Consider the following 15,625-nt stretch of genomic DNA (forward strand, 5'->3'; position numbering starts at 1 on the left):
TAACAATCGCTCCTCTATTGCTCAAAAAAGGAATTCAGCGCTCCTCCTCTACTATCGCTTTGGTATAAAGTTATCAAAAATAAATACCTGAAAGACCTCTTTTGCTCGATCTAACTGCTTTTGATTTTTGATCGTCCAGGCCACATTTTCCACAGAATACAGCTTTCGACATAAGCGATAAGAAAATTGGCTGGCATATTTATGATTATAAGCAATAAAATCCGGCTTTGCCAGAAAATTCAGTAATAAATTGGTCAAGATGAATCTTTCCACTATATTTCTTTCTATTCCATCTTTAGAACAAATCGTTGCCAACTGTCCCCGTAACACCTCTGGCTGATGAAACCGATACCAGGCAACTACCAGCGGATGAAAAGATTCTATGCAATATGTTCCTTTATAGCCTTGCATCATTTCTGCCAGTGTCCGTGCTGTCTCAATACAATCTCCCTCTGGCTTTATCTCAATAATCAATGGCACCCGTCCATCTACCATATTCAAAACATCCTGAAACAGAGGGATCTTTTCTTCAGATACGGCAAGGGAATACTGCTTAAGTTCTTCAAACGTATGGTCTACCACCGTTCCTTTCGCCTTACACATCCTTTTTAAGGTCCCATCATGAAAAGCCACCAGCTTATGATCTCTTGTCAGCTGCACATCCAGTTCAATCCCATATCCCCGCTCTACTGCTTTTCCAAATGCAGCCATGGAATTCTCCGGTGCCTCCCCTTTATTATCAAAAAGCCCACGATGTGCGATATATACCTTTCGAAAAGGCTCCATCTGCTCTCTTCTTCTGGTATTCGGCTTTATAGCCAATAAATACAAACACAATACTACAGCCACGGTTATAAATATCATTAACATTATTTCCTCCTACGATCACTCTATTTTTAAGTCCGCCTTGGCAGATGTCCTTTGAAACATTGTATGTCCTTTTGAAAAAAATTACAACTGTGAGAAAGAATCTCTCTTTGAATCGTAGAGCAGAGTTTCTTATATATAAAAATTGAATTTGATAATACGCAAGTACATGGAGATGTTTTCAAAAATTAAGAATCTCCCATAGAATATCACTTGCTGAAAAACACTGAATTCTATGGGAGATTCTTATTGTACGATGGAGAGGCTAAAAATCTGGTATTAACCGACAGCCCCATTTCTCATGCTTTTTATGGTAAATATCGATGGATGCGATTATCCTTCAATGGTAATATATTGCTTTTCTTCTTTTGGTTTTTCTTCCTTCTTTGGAATGGTCAATGTAAGGATACCATCCTTAAATTCACCTTTGATATCGGCTTCTGTAAGATTCTCACCTACATAAAAGCTTCTCTGGCAGGCTCCGGTAAATCTTTCCTGACGGATATATTTTCCGGTCTTTTCATCCTTTTCTTCTTTCTTCTCTTCTTTCACTGCATGAATGGTCAAATATCCTTTTTCAAGAGCTACTTTGATCTCATCCTTCTTATATCCTGGCAAATCCATCTCCAGCTGATAAGCATCCTCTGTCTCTCTTACATCCGTCTTCATCAAATCATTTCTCTTTGTATAAGCCTGTTTCTCTGCCTTCTTCCAGTCTCTGTCTGTGTAAAATGGATATCCAAAAAAGTCATCAAATAAATCTTTTCCAAAAATGCTAGGTAACATAATCATTCCTCCTATTTAAAATCTTATTACTTTCTTATTCTGTCCAAAAATCCCTTTTATTAAAAGGGAGATCACTACTATCCTTCAATCGTAATATATTGTTTTTCTTCTACCTTCTTTGCCTCTTTCTTAGGTACGAACAGCTTTAAGGTTCCATCTTCAAATTTGGCTTTAATGTCCTCCTGACCTACTTCTTCTCCTACATAAAAGCTTCTGCTGCTGGATCCAAAGTATCTTTCTCTGCGGACATATTTTCCTTTCTCGTCTTTTTCATCTTTATTCGTATTGGCAGTTGCCTGAATAGTTAAATAGCCATCCTTTAACTCTGCCTTCACGTCTTCTTTCTTTACACCAGGTATATCCATAGTAATCGTATATCCTTCTGGCTGATCTTCAATATCAGTTTTCATCAAATGGTTCGTTCCATTACTTCCAAATGGAAATTCAAAAAAGTCATCAAATAAATCTTTTCCAAAAATACTAGGCATCATCATAAAACATCTCTCCTTTTCTATTCAATCATGATATCTATTATTTTTAAAACTTGGATCGGGAAGCGGTATCTGGATTCCATCTTGATTACCCTCTTCCTTTGTTCTAGTTGTAATATAACACTTATTATTAGCACTGTCAAGAGGTGAGTGCTAATTTTTTTAAATTATTTTTTACTTAAATGAAAATTATTGACCATGTGGTCAATTTATGTTATTTTATTACCGACCACCTGGTCAATAATTATAAGGAGTTATTCATGAAAAAAGAAGAAAAAACAAAACAGACTTATCAGAAAATATTACATGCTGCAATCATGGAATTTGGAACTAAGAATTACGAAAATGCTTCTTTAAATTCCATATGCCAGAATTATCAGATTTCCAAAGGACTAATCTATCATAATTTTAGAAATAAAGATGACTTATATTTATGTTGTGTAAGGATCTGCTTTCAGGAGCTGACCCAATATCTGAAGGATTTAGACTATCAGGCAGCCACTATGAAAGACAGTATCCAAATTCTCTTACAAGCTCGTCAACAGTTTTTTAAGGAATATCCCTATTATGCCAATATCTTTTTTAATACCATATTGCAGCCTCCAAGACATCTGCAAAAAGAAATCAAAGAAATTCGCAGAAAATTTGACTGTTTCTATAAAGAATGCTATGAAAAGCTGCTATCTAAAGCTACATTGCGTGAAGGAATTTCATTGGATATGGCAATTGAATATTTTATAATTTTTCAAGAAATGTTTAATTGCTATTTTCAATGTAAATCCTATGAAAACGAAGATTTCCATTCATTTATTAAGAATCATGAGCTTAATATTGCTCCGGTATTAGATATTATGTTATATGGAATTACTGATAAAAAATAACTTTATCGATCAATTATAAAACAATAAAGGAGACGAATTGTTATGATGTTTGTAATAGAATTTTTCTTATCCATTTTTATAGCTGTCATAATCGGCAGACTGGTATCAAAGCTAAAGCTTCCATCTATTCTTGGATGGCTAATAGCTGGTATGATTTTAGGTCCTCATGCTTTATCTTTTCTGAATCAGCAGCTTTTGGATGCCACTTTATATGAGATAATAGTGCATATTCTCGAGTGTTCCGTGGGCTTAATGATCGGTACGGAATTAGTGTGGAACAAAATCAAAAAATCTGGAAAAGCAATTGTTCTGACTACCCTCACTCAGTCCATTGGCACCTTCCTTCTTGTTTCTTTTACTTTTGGAATCGTATTTTCCCTGATGAATGTTCCGACCTATCTGGCCTTCATCTTTGGAGGTATTGCCTTGGCTACTGCTCCTGCTCCTGCACTTTCTATCGTACGGGAATTTCAGACAAAAGGTCCTGTCACCAATACGTTAATTCCTATGGCAGCCTTGGATGATATCATTGGATGTGTTGTATTTTTTACAACGATAGCCTTGATCGCTGGAAAACTCTCTGCTGGAAAAATGCCACCTTATATGATTCCTCTTATTGCCATCCTCCCATTGATAATAGGAGCTTTTACTGGCATACTAACTGGTTTTTTATTAAAAAATACCAGAAGCTATACCAATATATCTTTTCTCATTTTGATATCAGGTATTTTGTTATCCTCCGGCATGGGATTTTTTATTAATTATTTTGTCCTGCCAAAACCAATGATGAATTTTATGTTAATCGGCATGGCTTTTTCCGCTGCTTTTTCTAATATTATAGATGAAGAACAACTGCGTGTCCTCATGAAGATGTTTAATCCAATCCTAGGATTTTCTATGATCGTTGTAATTTTGAATCTAGGTGCACCACTTGACTATCATTTAATTTTCGGTGCAGGAATGTTTACCGCCATCTACATTATTTCCAGAGCGATTGGCAAATATTTCGGTGCATTTTTGGGTGCTGTAATCACCAAGTCTCCAAAGACTGTAGAAAAATTTCTCGGTCTTACTTTACTACCTCATTCTGGTGTCTCACTGGTCTTTACCGGTATTGCTGTCTCTGTATTAAAGGGCCCATCTCCAAAATGTGCTGCTATTATACAGGGAACGATTGCTGCTGCCGCCGTGATAAATGAAATCATTGCTGTCATAATGGCGAAAAAGGGCTTTGAATGGGCTGGAGAACTGAAGCAAATAGGAAATACTACCTCTTCCACTTCATAATTTTTTATTCTATAATCACAACCACCGACTCAGCCCAACAGCAAAAGCCAGTTTAAATGGCAAAACCCCATTTGAACTGGCTCAATTACTATTTAAATCCTGTTATTTGCTTTCCTGATTCATTCCATATTATATTTATTCGCCTCCAAATATCCCACTCTTATTCTCATAAGAAGTATGTAACATCTTCTCTGCTAATTCGCTTAATGGCTCTCCATAAAATTCACTATATACTTTTTCAATATCCGGATTTTTATGGCTTAGACGCAGTTTCATAGACTGATCTTTTTTATACAGACTTTCCATGCGAGCTTTTCGAACTGCATCCTTATCTTTCATAATGTCTTTCGGCTGACCGCCTCCACCAATACATCCACCCGGACATGTCATAACCTCTACAAAATGATATTGCTTTCCTGAAGCAGCCATCTGATCAATAAATTTTCTTGCATTTTCTGTACCATAGATTACTGCTACATGAATGTCCTTATCCAGAATTTTCACCGTTGCTTCCCGTATTCCTTCATATCCACGTACTGGCGTATAATTGAGAAGAGCTTCCGGTGCTGGTTCTTTGGTAAGATATTCATATGCCGTTCGAAGTGCCGCTTCCATCACTCCTCCGGTATTTCCAAAGATTACTCCTGCTCCGGATGCTTCCCCCATAAAATCATCATATTCACTACTTTCTAAGGATGTAAAATCAATCTGTTCTTCTTTTGCCCATTTTGCCAGCTCTCTTGTAGTGATAACCATATCCATATCACGGAGTTCTTTCTCTCCATGATATTGAGCTGATGCACACATTTCCTCTCTTCGGATTTCAAATTTCTTAGCCGTACAAGGAGTCAATGCTACATTGACAATTTTCTTTGGATCAATTCCCATTTTCTTGGCAAAATATGTCTTAATGGTCGGTCCCTGCATTCCAATCGGACTCTTTGCAGAAGAAATATTAGGAAGCAGATCTGGATAATATAACTCTACAAATTTTACCCAGGCCGGACAACAACTTGTAAATTGTGGAAGTGGCGCTGTTTGCTTTGTAATCCGCTCAATCAACTCGCTGGCTTCTTCTACAATTGTAAGATCTGCCGCAAAATTAGTATCTAACACATAATCAAATCCTAATTTTCTCAGCAGTGCTACCATCTGATTCTGAACAAAACTGCCATCTGACATTCCAAATTCCTCCCCCAATGCCGCACGAACAGATGGAGATGTGCTAACGATCACAACTTTATTTGGATTTTGAATAGATGCCTTCACATTTTGATATTCATATTTTTCTGTAATACTATCCACCGGACAAACATTCGCACACTGTCCACAATGAATGCAGATTGCCTGATTCTTGGTCTGTTCCAATGTATAGGTCCCATGCACTCCTATTGGATCTGTACACACACCCTTGCACATTCCACATTTAATACATTTTGATTCCTCACGAAAAATACTTGGATTATCCTGTTCAATCGGTACTCGAATATCCATTGACATATGTTTCATATTGATTCACCTTTCCCTTCTTACATATTTTATTTATATTTCTTTTATCTTACCGATCACTCCAGTCACCAGCTGTTCAAACTGATCCTTCACCCGGTCTGCTGCTTCCTGAACTTCCTTATGATTCAATGGCTGATCTAAGATTCCTGCTGCCATATTGGTGATACAGGAAATTCCGCACACCCGCATTCCCATATGGTTGGCTGCTATGGCTTCACACACGGTACTCATGCCTACCGCATCGATACCCAACTTGCGAAACATGCGAATTTCAGCCGGTGTCTCATAGCTTGGACCAGAGCACTGTATATAAACACCTTTTTTCAGATCTATCTGTTGTTCTGACGCTATTTTCTCAATAATATGGCACAAGCTTCTGTCATATACCTGGCTCATATCAGGAAAACGCACACCTAACTCTTCCATGTTCTTTCCCCGTAATGGATTTGGGACTGCGATCGAGATATGATCTTCGATCATCATCAGATCACCTGGCTGAAAGTCTAAATTCACGCCTCCCGCTGCATTGGTCAGAATAAGAATCTTTGCTCCTAACATTCCCATTAATCGAATCGGGAGCACCACATCTGAAATATCGTATCCCTCATAATAATGGACTCTTCCCTTCATCATAACAACTGGAAATCCCTCAATATAACCAAATAGGAATCTTCCATCATGACCGGCAACGGTCGACACTGGAAATCCTTCGATTTCTGAATAAGCCACCTCTGCTTCTACTTTCATCTGCTCCGCATAGCCTCCCAGGCCGGAACCAAGCACAATGGCCGCTTTTGGAATAAATGCAGTCTTTTCACGAATCTGCTCCTTACAGTCCAAAAGCTTTTTGTATCCTTCTGATTTTATTGTATTGCTCATGATAACCAACACTCCCTTTCCATCCTATTGATTATCTTCATCATATGCCAAGACTTCTTCTCCGTCAATGTGAATCCTGCTGCATAGAACGATTTTCCAGATATTCCATAACTTCATTCATATTCTCTTCCGTAATCGGATATGGATAGTGGCGCACATCGGACATATGCGGAATCTGCTCCATCACCGGTATAAATTTCTCCGGCGTGATATCAATATCCTGAAGGCTAACTGGCAGTCCAAGCTTACGATTGAGCTGATAAATCTTTTCAAACTCTTCCATTTGTCCATCATACAACAGTGCGATCAACACTCCAAATCCTACCACTTCCCCATGGAGATGCTTTTCTTCAATGACCGGATAAGCCGTCAATGCATAAAACACTGCATGAGCAAGACCACTATTATAATCTGGTGTAAAATCTCTTGTTAAAAGAATGGATGCAATGGCAGTAGTCACTACAATGGCCAAAACTACCTGCTCCAGCTCATAGGAACAAATCCCTTTTTTATTATCTTCATATGCCTCTTTACCATATTGAAGCAATGGATCTAAACACATCTGACTGACCGCCACTCCAAGTGCCGTAAAATGCTCTAACTGTTCCCCTCTGGATGAAATCTTTGCTTCATAATATTTGGCATAGGTATCCCCGATTCCTGCCCACAGATACCGCTCTGGTGCATGTGCCATCACCTCTGTATTGATAAATGCATGCTTTGGTGGATGGAGAAAGAAATGAGGTTTTAGGAACGTACCATCCTCATGATACATAATGGAAACAGAAGTACACGCTGCACAATTGGATGCAATGGTCGGAAACGTAAAAATCGGCTTTTCCTCCTCGATACATAGACATTTGCACGTATCCAGGGCTTTTCCTCCTCCCACTGCAAATACCATGTCTGCCTCCTGATACAACTTCTGCTTTCGAAGCTCTTCCACCGCCTGATAGGTACAGTCTTTTCCATAGAGTATCGATCCTATGATCGTCAATGAGCTGCTACTGATGGCTTCTCTTATTTTCTCTTCTGCCGCTTTCCGTGCCTGTTCTCCTCCAATGATCAGAACCTTTTTCCCATATGGTTCACAAATTGCAGGGATGTGTTCGTATACTTTTTCGCCAATGGAATAACTCGGTAAATTCATTTCATAATTATTAAGTCTCATGTCTTTATACCTCCTGTGTTATCAATACTCCCTTTTTTACCTTATCCAAAAGATAATGAATGATAAATGGAAGTACAATGACTACGATAGTTGCATATCCGATATAAGAATATCCGGTTTTCACTAATGGAATCAGACCAAACTGCGCAATACCAAATGCCAGAAACGTAAATGCCAATGCAGTTATCGTTGTATACCTACGATGCTTTCCCTGTGAGATCTGTGTCTGCTTCTTTTCTATCTGATGAACGCTTCTTTCTACAATTCCTGCGATCATATTGACTCCTGTCGAAACTGCTCCAAGAACGATCAGAATAGAAATGATTGGTGTTAAAACAGACGCACCCACACCAGTCTGAACCAATAAAAGCATTGGCACGGAGTAATCGCTAAGCTGTGGAAGATGGGCAATTGCCAGTAATCCTAATACTGCCAGTTCCATGACTGCTGCATCGATGATAAACATATAAATCATGGATTTTTTGATTTCTTTTTCATCTTTTACATTTCTTGTATGCTGATACATTAATCCAATTGCGGTTAACTGAAAAACTCCATAGATACACGCCATCCGAAAAGACTCACCCAGGGAACCATCTGACTGAGAGCCGACTGCCATCGTTCCTGCTGCCATTTTCTGGATAGAGTCTATAATAACCCCTCTCTGCACAACGATATTTGGTATTAGCACTGCCAATAGCCCTACTATGATCAGTATGGATAATGCAGAAGAGCATTTTCTGACCAGATCTGTTCCAAACAAAGTGATTGCAAAGATAAATGCACCGATCATCAATGTACAGATAATATACGGAATTCCTGTCAGTGCATTTAACGTTGCTCCTCCCGTCGCAAATGCAACTGCTGGTGCCATACATACCATTACAAAATATTCGATTTCATATAAATTGGAAAAAAGCTTTCGAAACCGTCCATAAAAGCTGTCAGAAAAGCTGCGGTAATCATACGTGTGATGTCTATGAGCATATTTCATCCCATAGTAATAGAATAACGATAGCAGGGCCTGTGCAACAATGGGCATGATCAGTGCCCCGATGCCAAAGTTAATAAAGTATTGATAAATCTGTGCTCCAGAGGCAAATCCTCCTCCAAACTGTGTCGTAAATCCAACAAATGCAATTCCTAATGCCAATGAATGTGTATTTCTCGTTTTCATTTTCATCTTCCTTTCCTTCCATAATATATGTTCTCTTACTACATCTGTGGAACAGAAATTTTTTTATTAAGGAATTCGAGGAATTTCTTATGTAATAAAAAAAGCTCCTGTCCCTGAAAAACTGGGACAAGAGCTACAAATCCACTCCTGCGGTGCCACCCGTATTGACATAATATCTATGCCCACTCATTGCATACCATCATATGCATTACTTGTTAACGAAGCATCTCCTCCGTCTCGCCTACTAAGCACAATCGCTGCCGTTGGGTCCGCCCTCGTAAGTCCATTCACAACAGTGTTCTGTATGCCTCCCACCAAACGGCATCTCTCTGGACAGAATCAGGCTGTTCCTACTCCTCTTACTCATCGGTTTCATCTTGTTCTGTATTTTAGCACTTTAATTTTATAAAATCAACTAATTTTTCCATCTTTTAAAACTTTTTTCTGAATAATGGTATAATAAGATGCTGGGGTCAAAAGTCATGCTTTTTCATGTAAGCATGAACAGCATGACCTTTTGACCCTGGTATCATAATAATTGTATACAATATCTCAAAGGAGAATCACATATGAAACATACAACATTTGGATTTATTTATATTTTTATGATAATTGCAATTTTTCTGAGTGGATGTCTGCTCTGCTTTCACCTGTCCTCTTCAAAGATTTCAGATTCTGAAAATATCACCGTTGCCTGCATTGGTGACAGCATCACTTTCGGTTCCGGTGTTTTCAAAACCCGGCAGAAAGATGCCTGGCCTTCGCTTCTTGAGCATCGCTTTGGTAAAAACGCTACCGTCCTCAACTATGGCATCCGAGGTGCAACATTGCAAAAAGAAGGAAACCGCCCCTACAAAGATTATGTAGACTTAGACAGCGTCATGAATGAGAAACCAGACCTTTTTCTCGTCATGCTTGGCACCAATGATTCCAAGCCCATCAATTGGAACAAAGACCGCTATGCCAGACAGTTGGAAGAGCTGATCGAGAAACTAAACCGGGGAGACTGGAAACATCAGATTGTCCTCCTTGCCCCTCCCAAAGCATTTCCAAATCCCAAAACTGGTGCTATTCTGGCATCCATCGACAATACTGTGATCAAGAATGAGATTCATCCCATCGTGAAATCTACGGCAAAGAAATACCATCTTCTCTGCATAGATTTGTATGAAGCGACAAAAACCCATCCTGAATATTACACCGATGGGGTTCATCCAAATAAAAAGGGTAATCGGGCCATTGCCAGATTTATTTACGCGAAGATTTCAGAATATAATGGCTGGTAGTTTTTATCCACAAAATTTTTTCGAACCTTTGTTTGTTTTTCTATTGTCTGTTTTTTCTTTTCATGCTATAATAAGGCAAAACATATGTTCGAGGTGTGATATGGAAATACTGGCAAAAGATTTTTCTTTACAGGAGAAACTGAATATTTTAGCAGATGCTGCCAAGTATGATGTGGCCTGTACCTCTAGCGGATCCGACCGCCGGGGCAAGAAGGGCTTTCTTGGCAACACTGTTGCTTGTGGTATTTGCCACAGCTTTGCCTCTGACGGGCGATGCATCTCTCTGTTAAAGATTTTACTCACCAATGAATGTATTTTTGACTGCAAGTATTGCCTGAACCGGGCAAGTAACGATCGTCCCCGTGCTACCTTCACCCCTGAGGAGATCTGTACGCTGGTAGTAGAATTCTATCGAAGAAATTATATTGAAGGACTGTTTTTAAGCTCCGGTGTTCTTAAGAGCCCAACTTATACTATGGAACAGATTTATCGAACCATTTATTTGTTAAGAACCCGGTATCATTTTCGTGGATATATCCATGTAAAAGCCATTCCTGGTGCTCCTGAAGAACTAATTACCAAAGTTGGCTTTCTGGCTGACCGTATGAGTGTGAATATTGAACTTCCAACCAAAGAAAGCCTCAGGGCGCTGGCTCCTCATAAGAAGCCAGAGAATCTGATCAAACCCATCCGACAGATTCAGAACGGTATTATAGGGCATCGGCTTTCCATTGGAAAAAGTCCTCAGATGGAACGTTCTACAAGCAATCGTTATTTAAGGCATTCTATTTTTGAAGAAAATCCTTATCAGCGTCTGGAAACTCGCCAGACCGTTCCTTCTGTTGGGAAGTCCATGCCCCCAAAGCTTCCGAAGGACACCTCCTTTGTGCCGGCTGGACAGAGTACACAGATGATCATCGGTGCCTCTGGAGAAAGCGACCTACAGCTTTTATCGACGACTCAGAAGCTATATCAGCAATATGATCTTAAGCGGGTCTTCTTCTCCGCCTACGTGCCTTTGAATGAAGATTCTGCCCTGCCGACCCTCGATACTGCTCCTCCTCTGCTTCGTGAGCATCGACTTTATCAGGCAGACTGGCTGCTTCGCTTTTATGGTTTTCATGCAGATGAACTATTATCCACGGATCACCCCAACTTTAATATTCTGCTGGATCCTAAGTGTGACTGGGCACTCCGACATCTGGAATTATTTCCTGTCGAAGTCAACACTGCCAGTTATGCTAAGCTCCTACGAGTACCTGGAATTGGAACCAAATCCGCCCAACGAATCGTAAAAGCACGAAAGCAGGGCTATTTGGATTTTAGTCATTTAAAAAAGATAGGTGTTGTTTTAAAGAGAGCCAAGTATTTTATTACTTGCAATGGGAAAATGATGTATCGGATTCCTATAGAAGAGAATTTTATTACCAGACAACTGACAGGGGAGGATTCCAGACAGGCATGGGCGATCGAGCATCCGCAGACCTATCGCCAATTGTCTCTTTTTGATGATTTTCACTTTTCAAGAGGGACAACCACTGAGGATTATCAGAAATCCATCTCCGGTCAGATCTGATTTTAGCTTTATCGCTCACACATGAAAGGGATGGTATTAGGAGAATATGATGGATGAGAGAAAGACAGTGTTTACCTGTAATGATCAATTTGAAGATATGATGACCTGCATTTACGATGCATGGGCTTCCAGACTTGGACATTCCCATGTCCAGCTGAGAACTGAGCCCATTGGTAATCTGGAGCTTTTTTGCGACTATCGCCATGTGGAAAAGGACTCTGCCAAAGCAGCAAGTGTTGTTCGTTCCATTCAGAAGAAGATTTCCATGCGTGCTTATATGATGATCTATCGTGCTGCCATGTCCGATCAGGATGACAAATTAGATGCCATCTACCGTTTTCTTGTGGTTGGCTTTTATTATGGTGCTTCCATCATCAATTATTTGCAGGAGCCAACTGTAATGCGGATATTGGAACTGGACCGGTCGGTCAGTAATGAAGCACATTCTCATCGAGAGTTTATCCGCTTTTCCAATCTTCCTGGAGATGTATTGGTCAGCCATATTTCTCCGAAAAGCAATGTGCTGACACTGACTGCCCCTCATTTTGCGGACCGACTTCCTTCTGAAAACTGGATGATTATTGATGATACCCGCTATACTGCTGTAGTGCATCCAGCTGATCAGGATTATTATCTGACTACACTATCAAAAAAAGAAATGGACCATCTCTCTCAATTGAGGGATGACCCATTTGTTGATCTTTGGAAAGTTTTTTTCAAAAGCATTGGTATCGAACAGCGAAAGAATCCTCGCTGTCAGAGGAATATGCTTCCACTATGGTATCGCAAACACATGACGGAATTTCACTAATTCTGATCTTCTAATATCCTGTGTACCAACTGGACTAACGTTTCGTGTTCGTTTAATTCCGGTTGCTCCAGCACCCGTTCCAGAAGAAGATTCAGAATCCTTCCCATCTCCTTACCTGGCTTGATTCCCAATTCCATGAGACCTCTTCCGTCCATTGCAAGTTCCTTTAAGGTCAGGCATTCGTTGTCTGCCACGATTTCATCCAATAGAAGTCTGGTCTTTTCCAATATCTCCAGCTTTTCCTCCTGTTGATAGTCACTTTGTGCCATTATATCGGCTCTTTGTACTTGAAAAAGAAGATAACACATCTGCGTTCCAATCTGATTAGCCAGACGCCGAACGCCTTTTTTATTGACCTGTTTAGAAGAAGAAAATCTCCAGTCATGCCATTCCACTAAAGTCACGACTTTCTTTACGGTATCATTGTCAAATTTTAGTCTCCGTAACACCTGTCTGGCAATCTCCTTACTGCGCAGTGGATGCCTGTTAAAATGATCAATGCCTTCCTGATCGGTTGTTTTACAATCCGGCTTTCCGGCATCATGTAAAAGCATTGCATAACGAAGCACCACATCTGGTTCCACTCCACAAATGCTATGAAGCGTATGCATTCCCACAGAATATTTATGATGCGGATTCCTCTGTGGTGTTTCCATCATGCGATCCCATTCCGGTAAAATAATTTTTGTTATACCAAGCTCATAAGCCATAACCAGGAATTCCGGATGAGGAGAGACAAGTATCTTCGTCAATTCCTCCCGAATCCGCTCAGCACTGATATCCTTTAGAAATTCCCTTTTTTCAACCATGGCCTGCTTTGTCTGTTCTTCAATGGAAAAATCCAACCTCGCCGCAAACCGTAATGCCCTTAGTATCCGTAAAGCATCTTCATCAAATCTCTGTCTGGCTTCTCCAACACATCGAATCACTCCAGCTTCCAGATCCTCTTTGCCTCCGTACAGGTCTATCAAACCTTCCTGTTCGTTATATGCCATGGCATTAATGGTAAAATCCCTGCGTAGAAGATCTTCTTTCAAACATTTGGTAAAGACAACCTCTTTCGGCCGTCTATGGTCCTCATAGGTTCCATCGATTCGATAGGTCGTTACCTCATAAGGCTCCCTTCCCATCATGACCGTTACCGTCCCATGCTCAATTCCTGTATCAATGGTATGAGAAAAGAGTACTTTCACCTGCTTAGGAGAAGCCGATGTGGTGATATCCCAGTCCTTCGGTTCTTTGCAAAGCAAGGAATCTCTTACACATCCACCTACAATATAAGCTTCATATCCATGTTCCATTAAGGTGTTAATTATGAAATTGGCATGTTGCGGTATTGTTATCTTCATTCTTATCTCCCCTGATCATCCCTCACTTTAGTATGCTTTTCCGAAGTAAACCATTTTCTTAGCTGGTTTTCCACAATGAACACAGACATCTCCTAAATGTTCCTGTTCAAATGGCATACAGCGAGTCGTTGCTCCTGTTTCATCTTTGATTGCTTCTTCACACTCTTTATCGCCACACCACATAGCTTTTACAAATCCCTGTTTTTCTTCGATAATAGAACAGAATTCTTCCCAGTCATTTGCTACGTGTGTATTATCTTCCACATGTTTTTTCGCTCTTGCAAGCATATCGTCATGCATCTGATCCAACACTTCCTGAAGCTTCGTATCTAATTCATCAATAGAAACAAAGATCTTCTCTCTTGTGTCACGGCGTACAATAACTGCCTGATTCTTTTCAATATCCTTTGGTCCGATTTCTACACGAACTGGAATACCCTGAACTTCCTGTTCGCTGAACTTCCATCCCGGACTCTTATCAGAATCATCTACTTTTACACGATATCCAGATTTTATCAGATTCTGGCGAATCTCTTCTGCCTTCTCCAATACACCTGCTTTTTTCTGCATGATCGGAATAATCATAACCTGTGTTGGTGCAATTCTTGGTGGAAGTACCAAACCAGAATCATCCCCATGTACCATAATAATTGCTCCGATGATACGTGTAGACATTCCCCATGAGGTCTGATGTACATACTGTAATTTATTATTTTTATCTGTATACTGAATTCCAAAGGCCTTTGCAAATCCATCTCCGAAGTTATGACTGGTTCCAGACTGTAATGCCTTTCCATCGTGCATCAATGCTTCAATCGTATACGTTGCATGTGCCCCTGCAAATTTTTCCTTCTCTGTCTTTTGACCTTTTACCATTGGGATTGCCAACACTTCTTCACAGAAATCTGCATACAGATTTAACATCTGAACGGTTCTTTCCTCTGCCTCTTCTGCAGTTGCATGAGCAGTGTGTCCTTCCTGCCATAAGAATTCAGAAGAACGTAAGAATGGACGAGTTGTCTTTTCCCATCTTACTACAGAACACCACTGATTATATACTTTAGGAAGGTCACGGTAAGACTGAATGATATCTGCATAAAAATCACAGAATAAAGTCTCAGAAGTAGGACGTACACACAGACGTTCCTGTAATTCATTGGCTCCTCCATGTGTAACCCACGCAACCTCTGGTGCAAATCCCTCTACATGGTCCTTTTCTCTCTGTAACAAACTTTCTGGAATGAACATTGGCATTGCGACATTTTCCACTCCGGTTTCCTTAAATCTACGGTCTAATTCCCTCTGAATATTTTCCCAGATGGCATAACCACGTGGACGGATGATCATACATCCCTTCACGCTGGAATACTGCATCAATTCTGCTTTTTTTACCACATCTGTATACCATTGAGCAAAATCCTCATCCATTGGTGTAATCGCTTCTACTAGTTTTTTATTTTCTTTTGCCATATCTCTTTCCTCCATCTTTTTCTTTTACGGCAAAGGGTATTTCAATCTTAAAAATTGAAAAACGCCGAACACTTCCATCCCCCAT

At 40.0% G+C, this 15,625-nt stretch carries 14 protein-coding genes and 1 other annotated feature (1 of these 15 only partly in view); of the genes, 5 read left to right on the top strand and 9 right to left on the bottom strand.

Features of this window, described 5'->3' with window-relative positions; all coding sequences use genetic code 11:
- Positions 1–51: 51 nt before the first annotated feature.
- The 3 genes from BHF69_RS10755 to BHF69_RS10765 form a co-directional block, all read right to left on the bottom strand.
- Positions 52–870, bottom strand: coding sequence for a glycerophosphodiester phosphodiesterase family protein (locus BHF69_RS10755; RefSeq protein ID WP_075671404.1), 819 nt, complete (start codon positions 868–870; stop codon positions 52–54).
- A 330-nt stretch (positions 871–1,200) separates the two neighbouring features.
- The gene (locus tag BHF69_RS10760; RefSeq protein ID WP_075671848.1) at positions 1,201–1,656 is read right to left on the bottom strand and encodes an Hsp20/alpha crystallin family protein; all 456 of its coding nucleotides are present in this window, start codon (positions 1,654–1,656) and stop codon (positions 1,201–1,203) included.
- 74 nt (positions 1,657–1,730) lie between these two features.
- Positions 1,731–2,147: an Hsp20/alpha crystallin family protein gene (locus BHF69_RS10765; RefSeq protein ID WP_075671406.1), complete on the bottom strand. Its 417-nt coding sequence runs from the start codon at positions 2,145–2,147 to the stop codon at positions 1,731–1,733.
- 257 nt (positions 2,148–2,404) lie between these two features.
- Here BHF69_RS10765 and BHF69_RS10770 point away from each other — a divergent pair, with 257 nt between their 5' ends.
- Both BHF69_RS10770 and BHF69_RS10775 read left to right on the top strand, forming a co-directional pair.
- A complete protein-coding gene (locus BHF69_RS10770) occupies positions 2,405–3,025 on the top strand; it encodes a TetR/AcrR family transcriptional regulator (protein WP_075671408.1) in 621 nt (206 codons plus the stop codon).
- Between the two features lie 45 nt (positions 3,026–3,070).
- Complete coding sequence (locus BHF69_RS10775) at positions 3,071–4,312, top strand: cation:proton antiporter (RefSeq protein WP_075671850.1); 1,242 nt, start codon at positions 3,071–3,073, stop codon at positions 4,310–4,312.
- A 135-nt stretch (positions 4,313–4,447) separates the two neighbouring features.
- On the opposite strand, the gene BHF69_RS10780 is transcribed toward BHF69_RS10775, so the two are convergent.
- The 4 genes from BHF69_RS10780 to BHF69_RS10795 form a co-directional block, all read right to left on the bottom strand.
- Complete coding sequence (locus BHF69_RS10780) at positions 4,448–5,821, bottom strand: [FeFe] hydrogenase, group A (protein WP_075671410.1); 1,374 nt, start codon at positions 5,819–5,821, stop codon at positions 4,448–4,450.
- A gap of 33 nt (positions 5,822–5,854) precedes the next feature.
- A complete protein-coding gene (locus tag BHF69_RS10785) occupies positions 5,855–6,700 on the bottom strand; it encodes a purine-nucleoside phosphorylase (protein ID WP_075671412.1) in 846 nt (281 codons plus the stop codon).
- Positions 6,701–6,764: 64 nt separating this feature from the next.
- Positions 6,765–7,871, bottom strand: a complete 1,107-nt coding sequence (locus tag BHF69_RS10790) for an iron-containing alcohol dehydrogenase family protein (protein ID WP_075671414.1) — start codon at positions 7,869–7,871, stop codon at positions 6,765–6,767.
- A gap of 4 nt (positions 7,872–7,875) precedes the next feature.
- Positions 7,876–9,048, bottom strand: coding sequence for a YkvI family membrane protein (locus tag BHF69_RS10795; RefSeq protein ID WP_075671416.1), 1,173 nt, complete (start codon positions 9,046–9,048; stop codon positions 7,876–7,878).
- Between the two features lie 569 nt (positions 9,049–9,617).
- On the opposite strand from BHF69_RS10795, the gene BHF69_RS10800 reads away from it, so the two are divergent.
- The 3 genes from BHF69_RS10800 (at position 9,618) to BHF69_RS10810 (ending at position 12,721) form a co-directional block, all read left to right on the top strand.
- Positions 9,618–10,334, top strand: a complete 717-nt coding sequence (locus BHF69_RS10800) for a GDSL-type esterase/lipase family protein (protein WP_075671418.1) — start codon at positions 9,618–9,620, stop codon at positions 10,332–10,334.
- Positions 10,335–10,434: 100 nt separating this feature from the next.
- Positions 10,435–11,910 carry a putative DNA modification/repair radical SAM protein gene (locus BHF69_RS10805; RefSeq protein WP_075671420.1) on the top strand — a complete coding sequence of 492 codons (1,476 nt, stop codon included), beginning with the start codon at positions 10,435–10,437 and terminating at the stop codon, positions 11,908–11,910.
- 49 nt (positions 11,911–11,959) lie between these two features.
- Positions 11,960–12,721, top strand: coding sequence for a TIGR03915 family putative DNA repair protein (locus BHF69_RS10810; protein ID WP_075671422.1), 762 nt, complete (start codon positions 11,960–11,962; stop codon positions 12,719–12,721).
- Here the strand turns inward: BHF69_RS10810 and BHF69_RS10815 are convergent.
- Complete coding sequence (locus BHF69_RS10815; RefSeq protein WP_075671424.1) at positions 12,718–14,070, bottom strand: CCA tRNA nucleotidyltransferase; 1,353 nt, start codon at positions 14,068–14,070, stop codon at positions 12,718–12,720. The two genes, BHF69_RS10810 and BHF69_RS10815, sit on opposite strands and share 4 nt — an antisense overlap.
- A 27-nt stretch (positions 14,071–14,097) precedes the next feature.
- On the bottom strand, positions 14,098–15,540 hold the full coding sequence (gene proS, locus BHF69_RS10820) for a proline--tRNA ligase (RefSeq protein WP_075671426.1): 1,443 nt from the start codon (positions 15,538–15,540) through the stop codon (positions 14,098–14,100).
- A gap of 82 nt (positions 15,541–15,622) precedes the next feature.
- Positions 15,623–15,625 (bottom strand) — a binding site (T-box leader) (it continues 204 nt past the right edge of the window).

The organism is Anaerostipes sp. 992a, from assembly GCF_001940245.1.
Taxonomy (GTDB): Bacteria; Bacillota; Clostridia; order Lachnospirales; family Lachnospiraceae; genus Fimousia.

Coding starts and splice junctions, on each gene's coding strand:
- BHF69_RS10770 (WP_075671408.1), top strand. CDS start 2,405: ATGAAAAAAGAAGAAAAAACAAAACAGACTTATCAGAAAATATTACAT.
- BHF69_RS10780 (WP_075671410.1), bottom strand. CDS start 5,821: ATGAAACATATGTCAATGGATATTCGAGTACCGATTGAACAGGATAAT.
- BHF69_RS10795 (WP_075671416.1), bottom strand. CDS start 9,048: ATGAAAACGAGAAATACACATTCATTGGCATTAGGAATTGCATTTGTT.
- BHF69_RS10815 (WP_075671424.1), bottom strand. CDS start 14,070: ATGAAGATAACAATACCGCAACATGCCAATTTCATAATTAACACCTTA.
- BHF69_RS10805 (WP_075671420.1), top strand. CDS start 10,435: ATGGAAATACTGGCAAAAGATTTTTCTTTACAGGAGAAACTGAATATT.
- BHF69_RS10800 (WP_075671418.1), top strand. CDS start 9,618: ATGAAACATACAACATTTGGATTTATTTATATTTTTATGATAATTGCA.
- BHF69_RS10785 (WP_075671412.1), bottom strand. CDS start 6,700: ATGAGCAATACAATAAAATCAGAAGGATACAAAAAGCTTTTGGACTGT.
- BHF69_RS10775 (WP_075671850.1), top strand. CDS start 3,071: ATGTTTGTAATAGAATTTTTCTTATCCATTTTTATAGCTGTCATAATC.
- BHF69_RS10790 (WP_075671414.1), bottom strand. CDS start 7,871: ATGAGACTTAATAATTATGAAATGAATTTACCGAGTTATTCCATTGGC.
- BHF69_RS10755 (WP_075671404.1), bottom strand. CDS start 870: ATGTTAATGATATTTATAACCGTGGCTGTAGTATTGTGTTTGTATTTA.
- BHF69_RS10810 (WP_075671422.1), top strand. CDS start 11,960: ATGGATGAGAGAAAGACAGTGTTTACCTGTAATGATCAATTTGAAGAT.
- BHF69_RS10765 (WP_075671406.1), bottom strand. CDS start 2,147: ATGATGATGCCTAGTATTTTTGGAAAAGATTTATTTGATGACTTTTTT.
- proS (WP_075671426.1), bottom strand. CDS start 15,540: ATGGCAAAAGAAAATAAAAAACTAGTAGAAGCGATTACACCAATGGAT.